At 44.7% G+C, this 16,271-nt stretch carries 15 protein-coding genes; 8 read left to right on the top strand and 7 right to left on the bottom strand.

Annotated elements, in window-relative coordinates; translation table 11 throughout:
* Nucleotides 1-37 precede the first annotated feature (37 nt).
* Entirely contained in the window at nucleotides 38-256 is a 219-nt protein-coding gene (locus tag Q0236_RS09085; RefSeq protein ID WP_297917053.1) for a hypothetical protein, read from the bottom strand.
* A gap of 181 nt (nucleotides 257-437) precedes the next feature.
* Here Q0236_RS09085 and Q0236_RS09090 point away from each other — a divergent pair, with 181 nt between their 5' ends.
* The 4 genes from Q0236_RS09090 to Q0236_RS09105 all read left to right on the top strand — a co-directional run bounded on the left by Q0236_RS09090 (nucleotide 438) and on the right by Q0236_RS09105 (nucleotide 3,759).
* On the top strand, nucleotides 438-1,247 hold the full coding sequence (locus Q0236_RS09090) for a transporter substrate-binding domain-containing protein (protein ID WP_297917055.1): 810 nt from the start codon (nucleotides 438-440) through the stop codon (nucleotides 1,245-1,247).
* A gap of 21 nt (nucleotides 1,248-1,268) precedes the next feature.
* Nucleotides 1,269-2,072 (top strand): transporter substrate-binding domain-containing protein, encoded by an 804-nt coding sequence (locus Q0236_RS09095; protein ID WP_005872858.1) that lies wholly within the window; start codon nucleotides 1,269-1,271, stop codon nucleotides 2,070-2,072.
* 64 nt (nucleotides 2,073-2,136) lie between these two features.
* Entirely contained in the window at nucleotides 2,137-2,940 is an 804-nt protein-coding gene (locus Q0236_RS09100) for a transporter substrate-binding domain-containing protein (RefSeq protein WP_297917057.1), read from the top strand.
* 15 nt (nucleotides 2,941-2,955) lie between these two features.
* Nucleotides 2,956-3,759: a transporter substrate-binding domain-containing protein gene (locus Q0236_RS09105; protein WP_297917059.1), complete on the top strand. Its 804-nt coding sequence runs from the start codon at nucleotides 2,956-2,958 to the stop codon at nucleotides 3,757-3,759.
* Nucleotides 3,760-3,984: 225 nt separating this feature from the next.
* On the opposite strand, the gene Q0236_RS09110 is transcribed toward Q0236_RS09105, so the two are convergent.
* Nucleotides 3,985-4,941: an AraC family transcriptional regulator gene (locus Q0236_RS09110; RefSeq protein WP_297917061.1), complete on the bottom strand. Its 957-nt coding sequence runs from the start codon at nucleotides 4,939-4,941 to the stop codon at nucleotides 3,985-3,987.
* A gap of 199 nt (nucleotides 4,942-5,140) precedes the next feature.
* On the opposite strand from Q0236_RS09110, the gene Q0236_RS09115 reads away from it, so the two are divergent.
* Nucleotides 5,141-7,021, top strand: coding sequence for a TonB-dependent receptor (locus Q0236_RS09115; RefSeq protein ID WP_297917063.1), 1,881 nt, complete (start codon nucleotides 5,141-5,143; stop codon nucleotides 7,019-7,021).
* 49 nt (nucleotides 7,022-7,070) lie between these two features.
* Entirely contained in the window at nucleotides 7,071-8,216 is a 1,146-nt protein-coding gene (locus Q0236_RS09120) for a PepSY domain-containing protein (protein WP_297917065.1), read from the top strand.
* 189 nt (nucleotides 8,217-8,405) lie between these two features.
* Here the strand turns inward: Q0236_RS09120 and Q0236_RS09125 are convergent, their stop codons facing one another.
* The 4 genes from Q0236_RS09125 to Q0236_RS09140 form a co-directional block, all read right to left on the bottom strand.
* Entirely contained in the window at nucleotides 8,406-9,338 is a 933-nt protein-coding gene (locus Q0236_RS09125) for a D-2-hydroxyacid dehydrogenase (RefSeq protein ID WP_297917067.1), read from the bottom strand.
* Between the two features lie 592 nt (nucleotides 9,339-9,930).
* The gene (locus Q0236_RS09130; RefSeq protein ID WP_297917068.1) at nucleotides 9,931-11,115 is read right to left on the bottom strand and encodes a glutathionylspermidine synthase family protein; all 1,185 of its coding nucleotides are present in this window, start codon (nucleotides 11,113-11,115) and stop codon (nucleotides 9,931-9,933) included.
* 868 nt (nucleotides 11,116-11,983) lie between these two features.
* Entirely contained in the window at nucleotides 11,984-12,571 is a 588-nt protein-coding gene (locus Q0236_RS09135; RefSeq protein ID WP_297897014.1) for a UPF0323 family lipoprotein, read from the bottom strand.
* Entirely contained in the window at nucleotides 12,568-13,206 is a 639-nt protein-coding gene (locus tag Q0236_RS09140) for a helix-turn-helix domain-containing protein (RefSeq protein WP_297917070.1), read from the bottom strand. The genes Q0236_RS09135 and Q0236_RS09140 overlap by 4 nt, the downstream gene beginning before the upstream one ends.
* Nucleotides 13,207-13,484: 278 nt before the next feature.
* On the opposite strand from Q0236_RS09140, the gene Q0236_RS09145 reads away from it, so the two are divergent.
* Both Q0236_RS09145 and Q0236_RS09150 read left to right on the top strand, forming a co-directional pair.
* Nucleotides 13,485-14,108, top strand: coding sequence for a TetR/AcrR family transcriptional regulator (locus Q0236_RS09145; protein WP_297880993.1), 624 nt, complete (start codon nucleotides 13,485-13,487; stop codon nucleotides 14,106-14,108).
* Between the two features lie 333 nt (nucleotides 14,109-14,441).
* Nucleotides 14,442-15,782, top strand: coding sequence for an FAD-dependent oxidoreductase (locus Q0236_RS09150; protein ID WP_297917072.1), 1,341 nt, complete (start codon nucleotides 14,442-14,444; stop codon nucleotides 15,780-15,782).
* Nucleotides 15,783-15,986: 204 nt separating this feature from the next.
* Here the strand turns inward: Q0236_RS09150 and Q0236_RS09155 are convergent.
* On the bottom strand, nucleotides 15,987-16,271 hold a 285-nt coding region (locus Q0236_RS09155), incomplete at its 5' end, for a hypothetical protein (protein ID WP_297917074.1).

Consider the following 16,271-nt stretch of genomic DNA (forward strand, 5'->3'; position numbering starts at 1 on the left):
TTTGCTTGCTTTTAAAATACGACGTTTGCTAAAAATTTTAAAATTCCAATTTATCGAGCGGGCGTAGGGATTTAAGAATTTTAAATTTCGCCGCATCTGCGCCAAAGCGAAATTTTAAAATTTCATCGCAAGCTTTAATACGCTCATAAAATATCTCGCGCAATTCTGCAGCTTTAAAATTTTGTAAAATTTTAAAATTTACCGCTAGAACGCGGATGAGAATTCTAAAAAACTCGCACAAAATCGAAGCAAACAATGAAAAAGCGAATTTATTTGGCGACTTTACTTACTATTTAATAATCATTAAAGATATAAAAAGCTAAAATTGCTTTTCGCCTGCGGGCGAATTTAATGTCTGCTTGCCATTCGGGCGGGATTTTGAGGTTTTCCGTAGCCGTGGCAATGGTTTTGAAATTATTTATGAGAAAGGAAAAAGGATGAAGAAATTTCTCTTAAGTCTGCTCGTAGCAGCTTTGGCCAGTAGTGCGCTTTGCGCAAGGTCGCTCTCCGAGATCAAAAGTAGCGGAGTGCTTAGAATAGGCGTTTATGACGCGCAACCGCCGTTTAGCAAGATAGAAGACGGCGTGCATCAGGGCTTTGAGGTCGATATGGCAAATGCCATCGCTAAAGATATGCTTCCATCGGGCGGGAAGGTGGAGTTTACCTCCGTGCTTGCAAATCAGCGTATAAAATTCCTACAAGAAGATAAAGTCGACGCAATTATCGCAACTCTTACCGTAACTCCGGAGCGCGAGAAGCAGATCGATTTTACGACCCCGTATTTTAGCGTCAATATGGGCATTTTAACCCGCATCGAAGATAAGATTAAATCCTTAAACGATTTGCAAGATAAAACTATTTTAGTTCTTAGCGGCGGTACCGCTGAAACATACTTTGAAAAGCAGGGATATAATATCGCTAGATGTGATAGCGCAAACGCTTGCTACAAGGCGCTAAAAGCTGGACAGGGCGACGGGTATGCCGATGATAACTTAGTCGTGCTGGCTTATCCGGTATTAGATAAAAAGGTTGAAGTAAATATCAAAAATTTAGGCACTTCGGATTTCTTAGCCATCGGCGTGAAAAAGGGCAATTCGGAGCTTTTAGATTTTCTAAACGGCGAGCTAATCAAGCTAAGCAAAGAGGGCTTTTTCAAAAATTCGTTCGATAATTTTATCGAGCCTTACTACAAAGGAACTGCAGAGAAAAAGTATTTCTTGCTGGACGATCTTTATAGCTTGCTGTAATTTTAAAAAAAGGGGGACGCTATGAAAAAGATAATCTTGGCGTTAATGTTGGCTGTGTGTTCGCTTCTTAGCAACACTTTGACTCAAATCAAAGAAAAAGGGGTTATTCGCATCGGTATAGATGGTTCGTCTCCGCCGTTTAGCGTCGCTAAAGACGGCGGATATAGCGGGTTTGAGATACTCTTAATCGAAGGGCTTGTTAAAGAAATTTTCGGTGATAAAGGCAGCAAGATACAATATGTCGTAACGGTAGGCGATGACCGCATAAAAGCGGTGCAGGACAACAGAGTCGATTTAGATATCGCGCTCATCTCGGTTACGAAAGAGCGCGAGAAGCTGGTAGATTTCTCCGATCCATACTTTAGCGTAAATATCGGCGTGCTAACTCGTAGTGACGATAATATCAGAAAGGTCTCCGATCTAAACGGAAAGACTATACTGGCGCAGCCCGGCACTACTGTGTTTGATTACTTTACGAAACAGGGCTATAACGTAGTACCGTGTGCGAGCGCGAATGAATGCTTTAATGACCTAAAATCGGGTAAGGGCGACGGATACGGCGATGATAATCTACTTGTATTTGCTTATGCCGTAGTCGACCGCAAAGTCGAAGTAAATATCAAGAATTTAGGCTCGACGGACTTCCTGGCCATCGCGGTGCAAAAGGGCAATACAGAGCTGCTTAACGCGGTAAATGCGGGACTAATTGAGCTAAGTAAAAAGGGTTTTTTTACAAAAATTTTTGATGAGAGTATTGAGCCTTTTTATAAAGGCACCATTGATAAAAAGTATTTCTTGCTGGACGATCTTTACAGCTTGTTTTAATTTAAAGTGGCAATGGATGGAATTCTATTCGCCGGCAAATTTTAGTAAAATTTAAAGGAATTTTATGAAAAAGATTATATTTGCGTTGTTAATCGCTTTATGTTCGTTATTTGCTAACTCTTTAGCGCAGATCAAAGAAAAAGGGCTCATTCGTATCGGAATAGACGGCTCACTGCCGCCGCTTAGCGTCTCCGAGGACGGCAAATACAGCGGTTTTGAAATTTCGCTTATCGAAGAGCTCGTGAAAGAAATTTTCGGCGATAAGGGCGGCAAAATCGAATATGTTGTAACTCTAGGCAACGACCGTATCACAGCCGTGCAAGATAACAAGGTCGATTTGGATATCGCAGCCATCACGGTTACGAAAGAGCGCGAGAAACTAGTGGATTTTTCAAACCCTTACTTTAGCGTAAATATCGGCGTACTAACCCGTAGCGATGACAATATCAAGACAATAAACGACCTGCAGGATAAAGAAATTTTAGCAGAGCCCGGCACTACGGCGTTTGATTATTTTAACAAGGAAGGATTTAAGGTTATCTCATGCGCTAGTTCTAGTGAATGTTTCCGAGCGCTAAAATCCGGTCGCGACAGCGGCTATGCAGACGATAATATGGTAGTTTTGGGTTATTCGGTTGTAGATCGCAAGGTAGAGGTAAATATAAAGAATTTAGGCACGACGGACTTTTTAGCTATCGCGGTGCAAAAAGGCAACGATGACTTGCTAAACGCCTTAAACGACGGGCTTGTCAAGCTCAGCAAAAACGGCTTTTTCAAGAAAATTTTTAACGACAGCATCGATCCTTTTTACAAGGGAAAGGCTGAGAAAAAATATTTCTTGTTAGATGATCTTTATAAAATGTTTTAATTCAAAGGACAAAATATGAAAAAAATTCTACTAAGTATTTTGCTGGGTGCTGGCGCGCTTTGCGCTAATTCCCTAGCAGATATCAAGCAAGCAGGCGAAATTCGCATAGGCTTGCAAGATTCACAGCCTCCGTTTAGCTTCGATGATAACGGCACACTAAAGGGCTTTGAGGTTGACTTGGCAAATGAGTTAGTCAAAAATCTATTTGGCAATAAAAAGATCAAAATCGACTTTATCGCCGTAGCATCTAAAGATCGCGTCCCCTCGCTAGAGCAAAATAAAGTAGATCTCATCATATCCAAGCTTACCGTCACAAAAGATCGCGTTCAGAAAGTCGATTTTTCTTACCCGTATTATTCAGTGCAAATTGGCGTGCTAAGCCGTAAGGATGATAATATTTCAAGAATCGATCAGATCGCGCATAAAAAAATTCTAAGCGTTAAAGGCACAACTGCCGAGGAGCACTTCAAAAACGCGGGCTATGAGATTGCGACATGTACCGACGCGAATGAGTGCGTCGCTAGGCTAAAGTCTGGCGAGGGCATAGGCTTTGCCGACGATAATACGGTCGTACTCGGATACGCTAGAAACGATGCCGCGCTTGATGCAAAAATCATCAACCTTGGCAAGGTAGATTATATCGCCGTCGCCCTATCTAAAGGTAATACTGAGCTGCTTGATGCGGTTAATAGCAGCCTGGTAAAAATGTATAAAGCGAAATTTTTCCATAAGGCTTTTGACGAGGATATCAAGCCATACTACGGCGGCAAGATCGATAAAAAGCACTTCACGCTCGATGAGGTTTATAGCCTGTTTTAAATTTAGATGCATCTAAAATTTTAAGGCGTCCTTTGGGGCGTCCAAACATACGCGCAGCTGCGATATTTGATCGCAGCTTGCTTTTGCCGCCAAGGCTTCGGCGGCAATTTATAATTTAAATTCCGTATTTTTACGGATCCCGGTTGCGATATAAAATTTTACGATGTTTTGATATGCGGTTGTGAAAGGGCGTGGCTTATAAAAGATAGCTGATCGCAAGAAATTCTAATCCGAGTAGTAAAATTTTATATCCTTTTTCAGTTGCGTCGGCAGTATATTAAATTTAGCCCTAAAAATTTTAGAAAAATGCGATAAATTATTGTATCCGACCATTTTAGCGGCTTCGTTTACGCTGATTTGATCTAGACTTAATAGCTCTTTTGCAACTCCAAGCCGCTCATTTGTCAGCATTGCATAAATGGTCGTGCCAAAATATGCCTTAAAATCCCTTTTTAGTGCAAATTCATTTGTGGCACAAAGACGAGCGAGCTCCTTAATGCTAGGTGGGTTTTGCATATTTTCAAGTAATATTTTCTTTGCTTTTTGGACTATTTTTATGTCATTTTCATCAAGACTAAGCGTATTTTTGGGCTCGTTAAATTTATGAAAACTTCTATAAAGCATCTCTAAAATTTTACTTTCCATAAAAATTTCGCGCATTTTGCCGTCGTATATCGCGGCATTTTCGATTTCTTTAAGGATGATATTTTGCACGGCGCTTGTTTTAAATTTCTTCATACAAACGGCCTGATCTAAATTCAAATTTTTTAAAATTCCCAGCTCATTTGCAAAAGCGGTGCTAAGCGCTATGCATGAGCTTTTATAGTGTTTATTTTCAAGCTCGTGAACGCCACGCAATTTGCTTTGCATAGTTCCGAGCCAAAACTCACCTTTATTCAAAACGAATTGATCTTTATCCGATCTGAAGCAGATAGGATTTTCGCCCGTATTGAAAAATAAAAATGAATAGCGGCTACCTCGCTCGTGGCGATGCAAAAGGAAATCTCTGCAAATTATATCGCTGCTATAATATCCTATCTCTCCGCCCGTATAAAAAGAGCTAAAGTCGAATTTTATACTTTCGCTTTCAAGCTCGGTTTTATTATACCCACATTGCTTGGACGGCTCAATGTCGTTAGATATTTTTTGCAAAAAATCATCTAAACTTATCTCTTTACTCATCTTATCCCTTTAGCGTTTAAAATACTCCCTCTACCGTTTAGTATTTCTTGATAATGCGTATCTTATTATAGTAAAATGAGTTTAAATTTTAATAAGAAAAGGGGCGTTTGTGCACGTAATATATAAATTATCGCTGATTGCTGCTATAGCGACAGCCGGGATATCGAGTGAGATAGAAAAACAGGACAAAAGCGTAAATTTGGGTGAAATTACCGTAGTCAGTGCTACGGGCTATCGGCAAAATATTCAAGACGCACCCGCTTCTATCTCCGTTCTTACGCAAAAAGAGATACAAAAGCGCAACTATCAAGATATCTCCGCGATGGTAGAGGATTTACCGAGTGCCTTTACCGCAACGCTAGGCGCTGCATCGAGAAAAGGCATAAGCCTAAGAGGTCTGTCTCAAAAATATACGAAAATTTTAATCGACGGCAAGCCTGCGACCAGCGATAGCGCTTATAAAGGATTAAGAAGTATTGGCAGTAGCCAGAATTTCTTGCCTCCCGCAAATGTGATAGAGCGTATAGAGGTTATCCGCGGTCCTATGAGCTCGCTTTACGGCAGCGACGCTATGGGCGGAGTAATAAATATCATCACCAAGGGCTTTTCAAATGAGCCTAGCGGCAATGTAAACGGATACTATACTTTCGCTAAAAAATCGCAAATAAAAGGTGATTATCAAACGGGTTTTTATCTAAACGGAGCTATCGTCCCGGACGTGCTAGGTATCGCACTTTACGGCAGATTTTTTGAAAAGATAGAGGATAAAGAGCCTTATGCGAATAGAAATAATGAAGAGACGAATATGGGCGCAAAACTGATGTATAACGTAACGCAAAATGATGAGGTAACGCTTGATTATCGTAAAGTAAATAATAAATTTAGGCGTACATACGGGCGTACGCGAACAACCTCTGGAGGCAATAACGATATTGCGAAAGAGGATATGAAAGGCTACACTGCAAGCCTGTCTCACCAGGGAAAATACGATAAGTTTATGATAGATAGCTACGCAAATTACGATAGCATGAAAGAAAGCGGCGCCCAGGATCTGCGTCTTAGAACGACTACGCTAAATTCTAAAGGCTCATATTTTTTCGATTCAAATGCTTTGAGTTTGGGCGTGCAATACCGAAACGAGAGATTAAACGAAGCCGCTACTACCGCAGATGAGGCAAATGTCAAAAGATGGGATTATTCGATCTACGGCGAGGATGATTTTTATCTAACTGACGATTTAACGCTAACCGGCGGAATCAGATATAACCGCGATAAGGACTATGGCGGCCATATATCGCCGCGCGCTTATGCCGTTTATCGTTTAAACGAAAGTTTTTCTATTAAAGGCGGCGTTTCGACGGGATATTCAACTCCGGATATTAAGCAGCGTAGCGAGGGCCTTGCCCTGCCATTTGCAGGAGGCCAGGGAGCGCAGATAGGCAGAAGCTCTTTAAAGCCCGAAAGCAGCATAAGCTACGAAGGCGGGTTTTCTTACGACGATAACGATAAATTTAACTTTAGCGCTACTGCGTTTTATACCGAAATCAAAGATGGAATTTCTACTAAATTAATTTGCCGTCCAAGACCGGGAAATCCTTGCGTACATAACGGCAAAACTTACAGACGCGGAATTTGGGATACTATAAACATTGGAGAAGCCGAGGTTAGGGGTCTAGAGCTAAGTAGCGATTATCAAATTTTAGATAATTTGAAGCTGCATGCAAACTACGCCTATACGAAATCCGAGCAAAAAACGGGTAGCGAGAAGGGTAAAACCTTAAATAATTTTCCAATCCATTCGGTAAAGCTAGGATTTGATTACGACGTAAGCTCCAAGCTAAACTTATGGTCGCAAATAAATTATTATAGTAGGACGCGCGATAGCCTAAGCTACGATGAGGATATCCGCTCATACACGCTTTTTGATCTGGGCGCGAGCTATAAAGTCACAAAAGACGCAAGTTTAAATTTTACGCTTTATAACATATTCAACGAATTCGTACTAACGCGCTCGGGAAATTATCAAATGATGGTTGTAGACGGGATGAAGGCGCAGGTTGGATTTAACGTGAACTTTTAAATTCGCGGCGCATAAATTTCGTCCGCGGATTTAAAATTTAAGGAAATTAATGGCGATTCTAAAAAGGAAAAAATTTTGGTTCAACGTCCACCTTGTTTTGACGCTTATATGCTGCGTGCCGATCTTAATCGTAGCCCTTAGCGGCGCTATTATCTCGTATCATGATGAGATTATAGATGCGTTAAATCAAAGCAAATCTTTCGTGAGTCCGAGCGGAAAAGACGCCCTCGAACCCGCCGAAATTTTAAATATTTTCAGAAAAGTCAAGCCCGGTTTTACGCTCAGTTATTATAGAATTCCTCAAAATAAAAATGAGGCGATTAGGCTTTCCGGTACAGATTCTAGTGGCGAGTTTAAATCATATTTTATAGATCCTTATAGCGGCGAAATTACTTCGGAAAACATAGGCGATACGTTTATCGGCGTAGCGCTAAATCTACATACCAATCTGGGATTTGGGTTAAGCAAAAACGAAACTCTGCGGGTAATAGGCAAAAATATCGTGGCGCTTAGCACGGTTATGTTTATTTTGGTCTTAATTTCAGGCGCAGTGATCTATTATCCTAGCTTTAGAGGAAAGATTTTACGCGCATTTAGGATAAATTTTAAAGCGAGAGGTTATGCTTTTTTATATAGCTTGCACGGCGCGGTCGGAGTTTTACTGCTGCCCGTTTTGCTTACGATAAGCGCTAGCGGGCTTTATTGGTCGTATGATTGGATAGCCAAAATCACCAACAGAGCGTTGGGTGAAAAGGAAATTTTTAGAAAAACGAGCTTTACCGAAGTGCGAGGATTTTCGCTTGAGGATGAAGATAAAATTTTAAATTTGCAGACGGCATTTGATATTTTTAAGCGTGAACGCGGTGAAAACTACGAATTCTTTAACATCATCGCCCAAAAAGATGGAGAAAATTTTATGGTCTTTTATTTCGATAAAGGCGAAAAGAGCGAAGAGCATATGAATACGATGAGTATAAACGTTAAAAAGGGCATCTTGCGGCATGCTCGCTATGATGATACGAAAAGTACCATGCCGCGCCCTTTTGCTATACATAAAGCCGTTTTGAGCGTGCATTCGGGCTATATCTTCGGCGAGGCGGGTAAGTTCTTATTTTGCGTAGCGGCGATTTCAGTGTTATTTTTTATAGTTACGGGATTTTGGATGAGTATAAAAAGAATTTATAAGAAAAGATAAATCTACGAATTCAAAGCGGAGAGATAGCTTATCCGCGGCGTAAATTTAAAATTTTACCCGAAACGGTATCGCTTCTTTTCAGTTAATAAAATTTTATGTGTAGCGCTTTGAAATACTATGTGCAGAGTCTTTGTGGACCTTGTGCCGCATCTTGATTTTGTTAAATTTGCTTCGGCGTTTCAACCGCGCTTATTTGCCGTTCATAAAATCCCTAATATTCTGCGCGATCATTTTTATTAGCCGTTTGCGAGCCTCTATGCTCGCCCATGCGATGTGGGGCGTGATGATGACGTTGCGGCGATTTTTCACGCGCAGCAGCGGATGATCCGCCCTCATCGGCTCTGTTTGCAGCACGTCAAGCGCTACGCGCAGGCCTCGTTTGTCCACGGCGCGAGCCAGCGCCTCCTCATCTACGATGCCGCCGCGGCCGAAATTCATCAAGATTGCCCCCTCTTTCATCTTTGCAAGCTCCGCCTCGCCGATTAATCCCGACGTTTTTTCATTTAGCGGAGCGTGGATTGAGACGATGTCGCATGCCCTCAAAAGCGCGTCCAGGCTCACTCTGGCAAACTCGCCGTTATCGTTCGCGCCGCCGGTGGAGTAGTATCTCACGTTCGCGCCGAACGCGGCGGCGATGCGGGCGACCTTTTCGCCGATCTGTCCAAGTCCGATGACGCCGAATTCTTTGCCGTAAATTTCGCTGATCGGCGCGTCAATGTGGGTAAAAATTTCGCTCTCGCACCATTTGCCGCTGCTGCCGTAGTCTGCGTAGTATCCGAGCGCGTTGGTTAGCGCAAACAGCGACGCGAAGGTCTGCTGCACGACGCTGTTCGTCGAATAGCCCGCCACGTTTTTCACCGCGATGCCGCGAGCCTGCGCTGCCTGCATGTCGATATTATTCGTGCCAGTGGCGCTGACGCAGATCAGCTTAAGCGCGGTTTGCGCCATGATCTGATCCGTGATTAAGACTTTGTTGGTTATGACGACATCGGCGCCAGCTAGGCGCTGCGCGGTTTGCGCGGGCCCTGTCATCTCGTAGCTTTCAAACTCGCCTAAGCTCGCGATCTCGCTAAGATCGGCATCGCCTCCTAGCGTCGCGGCATCCAAACATACGATTTTCATATTTTCTCCTTTGCGTTTTAAAATTTTAAGCCGCAGCCACGCGGTTAAATTTAGCCGTTAAATTCCATTGCGCGATTCGGAGCGCAGCGCTTAAATGGCAAAATTTTAGCTATTGCGTAAATTTGCTCTAGCGAAATTTTACTATTGCAAAATTTAACTATCTCGAATTCTGCTCTCGCGAAATTTAACTCAGCGGCGCGTGGAGCGTTAAATTTTAAAATTCTAATTTCGCGCCGAAGCAAGCGGCAAATTTTACTTCCGCTGAAATCTGCGTCTAAATTTAAAATTTCAATTTGTGCCGAAGTGAGAGATAAATTTAATCGCCGCCGCTCGCATTTAAATTTTAAAATTTAACTCGCGCAAAACTTGCTCTACGCGGAATTTTAGTTCACGTGAATTTGATCTGCTCAAAATTTTATCCGTGCAGAATTCTAGTCGCGCCGCTACATTAAATTTTTACCGTAGTCTCTTAGCGTTAAATTTCGCCGCCGCCGAGCCACAAATTTTACCGCGGCGAGGGCCTTACCGCAAAAATTATCGCCAAGAGTCGCCGCTCTAAAATTTCTCAAATTTTATAAAATTCGCCGCGCCGCTACTGCGCATCCTCGATGTAGTGCCCTACAAATTTTGAGAGATTATTGAGTATCTCGCCGCCCTTGCGGAAGCCCAGCGCGCAGCCTTCATAGGCGAAAAATACCCCCGCTTGGTAGTTCTGGGCGCGCTCGTCTTTGTTGAGCTCATAAAATTCCTGATATAAAAATTTCTGATTTCCGTATTCGCCGCCGTTTTCCTCTATCTTTTTGCCGTCCGCGTCGAAGATCGCCACGTTCGCTCCCTCGCGCGCCAAAAACGGCTTTTTGATCATCTTTTTACCGATGATCGGCGAAAAGGAGCTTTGCAGCAGCAGCGGGTGGTTCGGATAGAGATCCCACAGGATTTTCATAATCCCTTTGCTTTGAAAAAGTAGCGTGTATACGGGGTTTAGGATGATCGCCTTTTGATTTTGCACGATGTTTTTTAGCAGTATCGCAAGCTCGCCCTCCTCGATCGCGATCGCCTCCCAAGGGATGAGCTTAAACCAATACTCGTAGTTTTCGCCGTCAAAAAACACGCCCTCTTCGTCGTTAAATTCCACCTCGTCCACGTAGGCAAAGCGCGTCTTAAAGCCCGCATCCTCCGCGGTTTGCTGCAAAAGCTTCGTCGTCTTTTCATCCTCGACGTTGCCCGCGACGCTGCTAAATAAAATTTTCCACCCTTCGTAAAATTTAGAAAAATCCTCAAGTTCGCCGTCAAGCACCACGAGCCGCTTAAAATTATCGCGCAGTGCGTCGTAGAGGTCGTTGAACTGGCTCGCCTCGTCCATGCCGTTTTCTTTCAGCATCGCCCACTGGATGATCGCCGTTTCAAACACCGCCGTGGGCGTGTCGGCGTTAAATTCTATCAGCTTGATCGGCTTGCCGTCCAGCCCGCCCGCGAAATCGAAGCGCCCGTATAGGTGCCAGTGCACCTCGTTTTCCCAGCTTTGCTTGATTAGATCGACGAGATTGAAGGGGATGCCAAGCTCGTGGAAGAGGTTATTGTCGATGACATGCTGCGCGGCTGCGACAAACATCTCGTATAGCTCGTTCGCCGCTTCATAATACGCATCCGCCTCCGCGGCGCTCACGCGCACGATCTCATCGCTGACGTAAGGGGTCTCGTCTGCGTCCGTGTGCCAGTAAAAGCCGAGCTTTTCGAGATATTCGTTACTTAACGGCGTTATCTTTTTTAGTTGCATAGATTTTCCTTTTTATGTAAATTTTAAAATTCCGCCCGCAGTGCAAAACAAATATAGCGCTAGTCGCTGCCAGCGTATCTTGCGAGCGCAGCGAAGCAGAATAAAACGCGAGCTACGATCTCGCACCTCTAAGCGCACCGGTTAATCAGAGCTCGGCGGGCGAGCGGTGCATTGCTCCGCTGCAGAGCGGCGCCTTTTTTACAAGAAATACACACTTGCAAGTAGCCCCTCCTCGGCTTCCTCAAAAACTGCGGCACGACTTAATCGCGCGATGCTGCGACCTGGATTTCGCTCGGGTAAATTTACTCACTTTAGCACCGCTTGGCGATATAAAATTTGTCGCAAGAAGCGCTGCGATACGAAATTCCGATTGCGGATGCGGTGATTAAAACTCCCGTCGTAGCACGGCCTCGCTCGCCTTAACGTCGTGTCGCAATATAAAATTTTATCGCACGACGCTACCTTTCATATCAAAATTTCGCCCCGCGGCAACGCCTCAGTAAAAAATGCAATCCGATGCGCTCGGCAGCGGGCGCGAATTCCACCTCGTCATAACATCGCCGCGGCAATAATTACAAACTTGCTATACGCATAGTGACGCGGAATTTTATCTTGACAACCTCGCCGCGTAAGGATTGCGAACCGCTACGTACGCCGTAAAATTTTTTCTAGCGATAACGTAGCTGTAGGACATTGTCCCCCGAGCGATATGTAATTTGCCGTATCGAATTTCACCGAAAACGTGCCATACGGAGCGCGCTTTCGTTTTAGCTAAAATTCTGCTGCGATGGAATTTTGCTCGCTTTCAAGCGTCGCGCGTTAAAATTTAAACTCGCCGCGCAGAGCCGCCGTATGTTTCAAAGCGCGCTTAGCCGCCGAAAAATCCGCCGCTCTTGCCGCTCTTGCTTCCGCCGAAAAACCCGCTCTTGCCGCTTCGCGCCTTGGCGTTTTGCTGCTTTGCTTGATTGAAGCTATCGACGCTTCTGGAGTAGGCGCTCGGGCTTTTGTAGGCGGTTTGGCGCTGGCTTTGATAGGCGGGGTTGTTAAACAGCTTGCCGCCGATCCACGAGCCGATGATGGCACCCGCAGCGCTTGCCAAGATCGCTTCGCCCAGGCTCATGCCGCCGCTGCTAAGCTGCGCGTTTTGGTTCGTCAAATTTGAAGTGCCGGCGTCGATTTTAGCGTTTTCTTCGGCTAAAAGGGCTTTGGTTTCCTCGTCGCTTAAAATTCTCTCCGTGCCGTCGAGCGATTTTAAGATGATCTGGGTCTTTTCGCTCGGAAATTCCTCTAAAATTTTATATTTTCCCGGCGCGATCTCTTCGAGCCGCACGAGCGCGCCCTCTTGCAAGCGGACGTTTTGCTCCTGCTCCTTGTCGTCGCAGCCCGCTAGCGAGCCCGCCATAACGAGACCGAAGCCCCCTGCTAGCGCGTATGCCGCGATTTTGCGTAGTTTCATTTTTTTCCTTTCAATGATTTTATATCTAGGCTTTGATTTATCAAAAGCTCGTTTCCCTCGACGCGGATAAACTCGCTCTTGCCGATGTTTTCGATGATTAGGCTTTGCGCTTTTGGGCGCTTTTTGCGCTTGAGCGATTTTACGAATTTTGCAAGGCTCGTCCATTCGCTACGATCGAAGGTTTTTTCTTTGATTTCGACATCGTAGGGTTTGGCTTCGCGGCTTTTGCTCGAAAGCAGCGGTTTGTCGAAAAATGATAAAAAATATCTGAGCTTCTCGTCGCGCTCTTTATACATCAGCTTGATTTCATCTTTCGAAGCGATTAAAATTTCCTCTTTTTCTTTGTGAAGCCTGTCCTTATCGCTTTGCAGTGCTTCGATTTTGCCCTTTAGTTCGGAGATTTCTTTGATGAGATAGTCGATGAAGCTTTGAGTGCCAGCTGTGCCACTGGTGCGCGGGCTTTTCGCAGAGTTTTGCGAAGTGGGCTCGCTTTGTTGCATTTCATCATCTAAAAGCACGTAGCGTACGCCGCCGCTTTCCTCGGCGCGCAAGGAATTTCTGCGGATGCGGTTGTAGACGGCTTCTTTTGAAATTCCTAAAATTTCGGCTGCTTCGCCGATCGAGACTTTTTTCATACAAAGATGCCTTTTAGCGTTTTAGGTAATTATTGCTAAATTTGCCTAAAATAGGCATTAAACGCTTCGTTTACAAAGATAGATTCCGCTTTACCGCAGCCGGCGCGCGATAAATTCCGCTCGCTTACGCCCGCTAGATATAAAATTTCGCTTCGCTTGCAAAAGCCGCGTAAAATTATTTTTTGCTGAGGTTTTAAAATTTTAGCCCAATAATGTTGCTTAATTAAGTATATTTTTTATACACTTACAAAAAATTTTAGTATTTCAAAGGAGGCGAAATGCCCGAATCGCCTAAATATAAAAAATCCGAAATTCGCTGCAAGCTCATTTTAGACGCGGCGCTGGAGCTGTTTTTAGCCAAAGGCTACGAGGCTACGAGCTTAAGCGATATCATCGAGCTTAGCGGCGGCTCGCTATCGTCGGTTTATAAGTATTTTGATAACAAAGAAAGCCTATTTTTGCGCATCATCGAACTGCAAAGCAAAAAGCTCGACGAGCGAATGAACGAGCGCATGCGAATCAATAAAGACCTAAAATTGCGTGAGTATCTGCGAGAGTTTGCAGGGATTTATCTGGAGTTTCTTTTCGCTCCGGAGGCGATAAAATTCTACCGACTGATACTTTTCAGCGGCTTTAACGGCGCGCTTAGCGAGAGCCCAAAAATCTTTTTAAAAAGCGGCGTGCTAGGTTCGCCGAATGCGCTGGATGAGTATTTGGCGGCGCATGCGGACGAGTTTGCGCCCGGACGCACGGCAAAAAGCCTAGCGCTATATTTTTGCTTTTTGCTTAGAGAGCCGCATTTTAGCAGGCTGCTATTTTTCGACGAAAAGCTAAATTTCAAAGCGAGCGAGCTAATCAAGGACCGCATCGATATGTTTTTGCTCGGCGTAAAAAAGCGCTAGTGGCGGAATTTTACGGCGCAAATTTCGCGCTTTCGCGACTTTAAATTTTATGAGCGGTTTGGGACTTGGATTTTGTAGCTTGGATTCTATCCGTTACCAAGCGCTATAAAATGCCACGTATCCCGCGCTTAAAATTTTTATTCTATTGATGCAAAATTTTTGAAACGATTAGGCTGAAATTTTTATTTTCCGTATTAAATTCCGTGCCGCAGTTAGAATTTCGTCGCGAAATTTCGCGCCTCTTGCCTGCGCCTTTAAATTTGCGCCGCTCAGATTTTAAATTTAATAAAACCTCTTATAATCCCGCGAAATTTTAGATCAAAAGGATAAAAAATGGATTATGACATCATCGTAATCGGCTTTGGCAAGGCGGGCAAAACCCTTGCCGTAAAATCTGCCGCGCTCGGTAAAAAGGTCGCTCTCATCGAGCGCTCGCCGCAGATGTACGGCGGCACCTGCATCAACGTAGGCTGCATCCCGACCAAGCGGCTAGTTACGGCGAGCAAGGAAGCAGGCTTCGTAAATTTCAGCGTGCTCGGAGAGTATTTCGTACTGAGTATGCAGAAAAAGGACGAGCTCGTAGAGGCGCTGAGGGCGAAAAATTTAGCCATGCTAAAGGGAAGCCCAAATATCGACGTAATCGACGGCGAAGGCTCATTTACGAGCGCGAATTCCGTGCGCGTGCTAAGTCCTGACGGACAAACGCGTGAAATTTCAGCAGAAACGATCGTCATAAATACGGGCTCGAGGGAGGTTGAACCGAGCTTTGAGGTAAACTCGCAGATCGCTTATAGCAGCGAAGAAATTTTAAATTTAAAGATCCTGCCGAAGCATCTAGTAATCATCGGCGGCGGATTTATCGGGCTTGAGTTTGCCTCGATGTTTGCGGGGTTTGGCTCTAAAGTCAGCGTGCTGATGCGATCGAAATTTATGAAAAACGAGGATGAGGACGTGGCCGCCAGCGTCAAATCCGCTCTGCAGGCCCAAGGCGTAGAGATTATCGAGGGCTGCGAGTTTTTGAGTTTAAAGGGCGGGGAGCTAAAATTTAACCTCGCGGGCGAGAGCAGGGTGATCTTAGCGGACGCGTTTTTATACGCCCTAGGTCGTCGCGCAAATACTGGCGAGCTAAATTTGGCTGCTGCGGGGGTGCAGACGGACGTGTACGGCAATATCATCACGAATGAGCATCTGCAAAGCTCGGCTGCGAGCATCTATGCGGTAGGCGACGTGCGCGGCGGCGAGATGTTTACCTACACGAGTCTGGATGATTTTAGGATCATTTTTAGCGCGCTTTTCGGAGACGGCGCGCGCACTACGAAAAATCGCGCACCGCATGCAAGCGTGCTGTTTACCCGCACGCCGCTAGCTCGCATCGGCCTTAGCGAGAGGCAGGCAAGAGAGAGCGGGCGCGAGATCAAGGTGCTGAAGCTTTCGATGGCGGCGGTGCCTGGCGCCAAAGTCGTAGCGCACGACGAGGGAATGATGAAAGCGGTCGTGGACGCGGCTAGCGGCGAAATTTTAGGCGCGGCGCTTCACTGCGTAAACGCGCACGAGATCGTTAATGAGCTGGCGATCGCCATGGCGCTGGGCGCAAAAGCAGACTTTTTCAAAAACCAAATTTTTACGCATCCTAGCATTAGCGAGGCGCTGAACGATCTTTTCGGACAGTTTTGAGCTTTTAGATCTTTTTGCGTTTAAAGCTTTGATAGCAAGCGGCGCTCGGGCTTGGCGATGCCTGGGTGCCCTAGCGCAAATCGATCGTAAAATTTAATGCGCCGGAGTGGGTTAAATTTAGACTGGGTTAAATAATTTTAGCCCTTATCGTCCGCTTCTTTCTTGGCTACCAAAAGTTAGCTATAAAAGAAATGATTGAAATAGTTAATTGATAAAATATTCGCGTTTAGGAATAGCAAGATTACAATCTAATTGGCACTCGGTAAGAGTATGCGGATAAAATTTCTTCTCGCAGTTTATACAGGCAAAAACGACTTCATCCGTCGCTTCATTTAACATAATTCTATAATCGCTAGGCGACCATTGCGGGCATTCGCACGCCAAGTCCAAATCCACGCTAACTACCAAGCTGTCAAATACAATCGAGTTTAATTCCTCGTAGACTAGTCTTAAGCTCTTTTGATCTTTCAGCGCTTTAATTTTATTTAT

The organism is uncultured Campylobacter sp., assembly GCF_938031315.1.
Lineage (GTDB): Bacteria > Campylobacterota > Campylobacteria > Campylobacterales > Campylobacteraceae > Campylobacter_B.

Excerpts from the sequence above, each read along its gene's own strand:
- Q0236_RS09135 (WP_297897014.1), bottom strand. The coding sequence starts at position 12,571 with ATGAAACTACGCAAAATCGCGGCATACGCGCTAGCAGGGGGCTTCGGT.
- Q0236_RS09120 (WP_297917065.1), top strand. The coding sequence starts at position 7,071 with ATGGCGATTCTAAAAAGGAAAAAATTTTGGTTCAACGTCCACCTTGTT.
- Q0236_RS09105 (WP_297917059.1), top strand. The coding sequence starts at position 2,956 with ATGAAAAAAATTCTACTAAGTATTTTGCTGGGTGCTGGCGCGCTTTGC.
- Q0236_RS09090 (WP_297917055.1), top strand. The coding sequence starts at position 438 with ATGAAGAAATTTCTCTTAAGTCTGCTCGTAGCAGCTTTGGCCAGTAGT.
- Q0236_RS09130 (WP_297917068.1), bottom strand. The coding sequence starts at position 11,115 with ATGCAACTAAAAAAGATAACGCCGTTAAGTAACGAATATCTCGAAAAG.
- Q0236_RS09125 (WP_297917067.1), bottom strand. The coding sequence starts at position 9,338 with ATGAAAATCGTATGTTTGGATGCCGCGACGCTAGGAGGCGATGCCGAT.
- Q0236_RS09095 (WP_005872858.1), top strand. The coding sequence starts at position 1,269 with ATGAAAAAGATAATCTTGGCGTTAATGTTGGCTGTGTGTTCGCTTCTT.
- Q0236_RS09140 (WP_297917070.1), bottom strand. The coding sequence starts at position 13,206 with ATGAAAAAAGTCTCGATCGGCGAAGCAGCCGAAATTTTAGGAATTTCA.
- Q0236_RS09145 (WP_297880993.1), top strand. The coding sequence starts at position 13,485 with ATGCCCGAATCGCCTAAATATAAAAAATCCGAAATTCGCTGCAAGCTC.
- Q0236_RS09110 (WP_297917061.1), bottom strand. The coding sequence starts at position 4,941 with ATGAGTAAAGAGATAAGTTTAGATGATTTTTTGCAAAAAATATCTAAC.
- Q0236_RS09150 (WP_297917072.1), top strand. The coding sequence starts at position 14,442 with ATGGATTATGACATCATCGTAATCGGCTTTGGCAAGGCGGGCAAAACC.
- Q0236_RS09100 (WP_297917057.1), top strand. The coding sequence starts at position 2,137 with ATGAAAAAGATTATATTTGCGTTGTTAATCGCTTTATGTTCGTTATTT.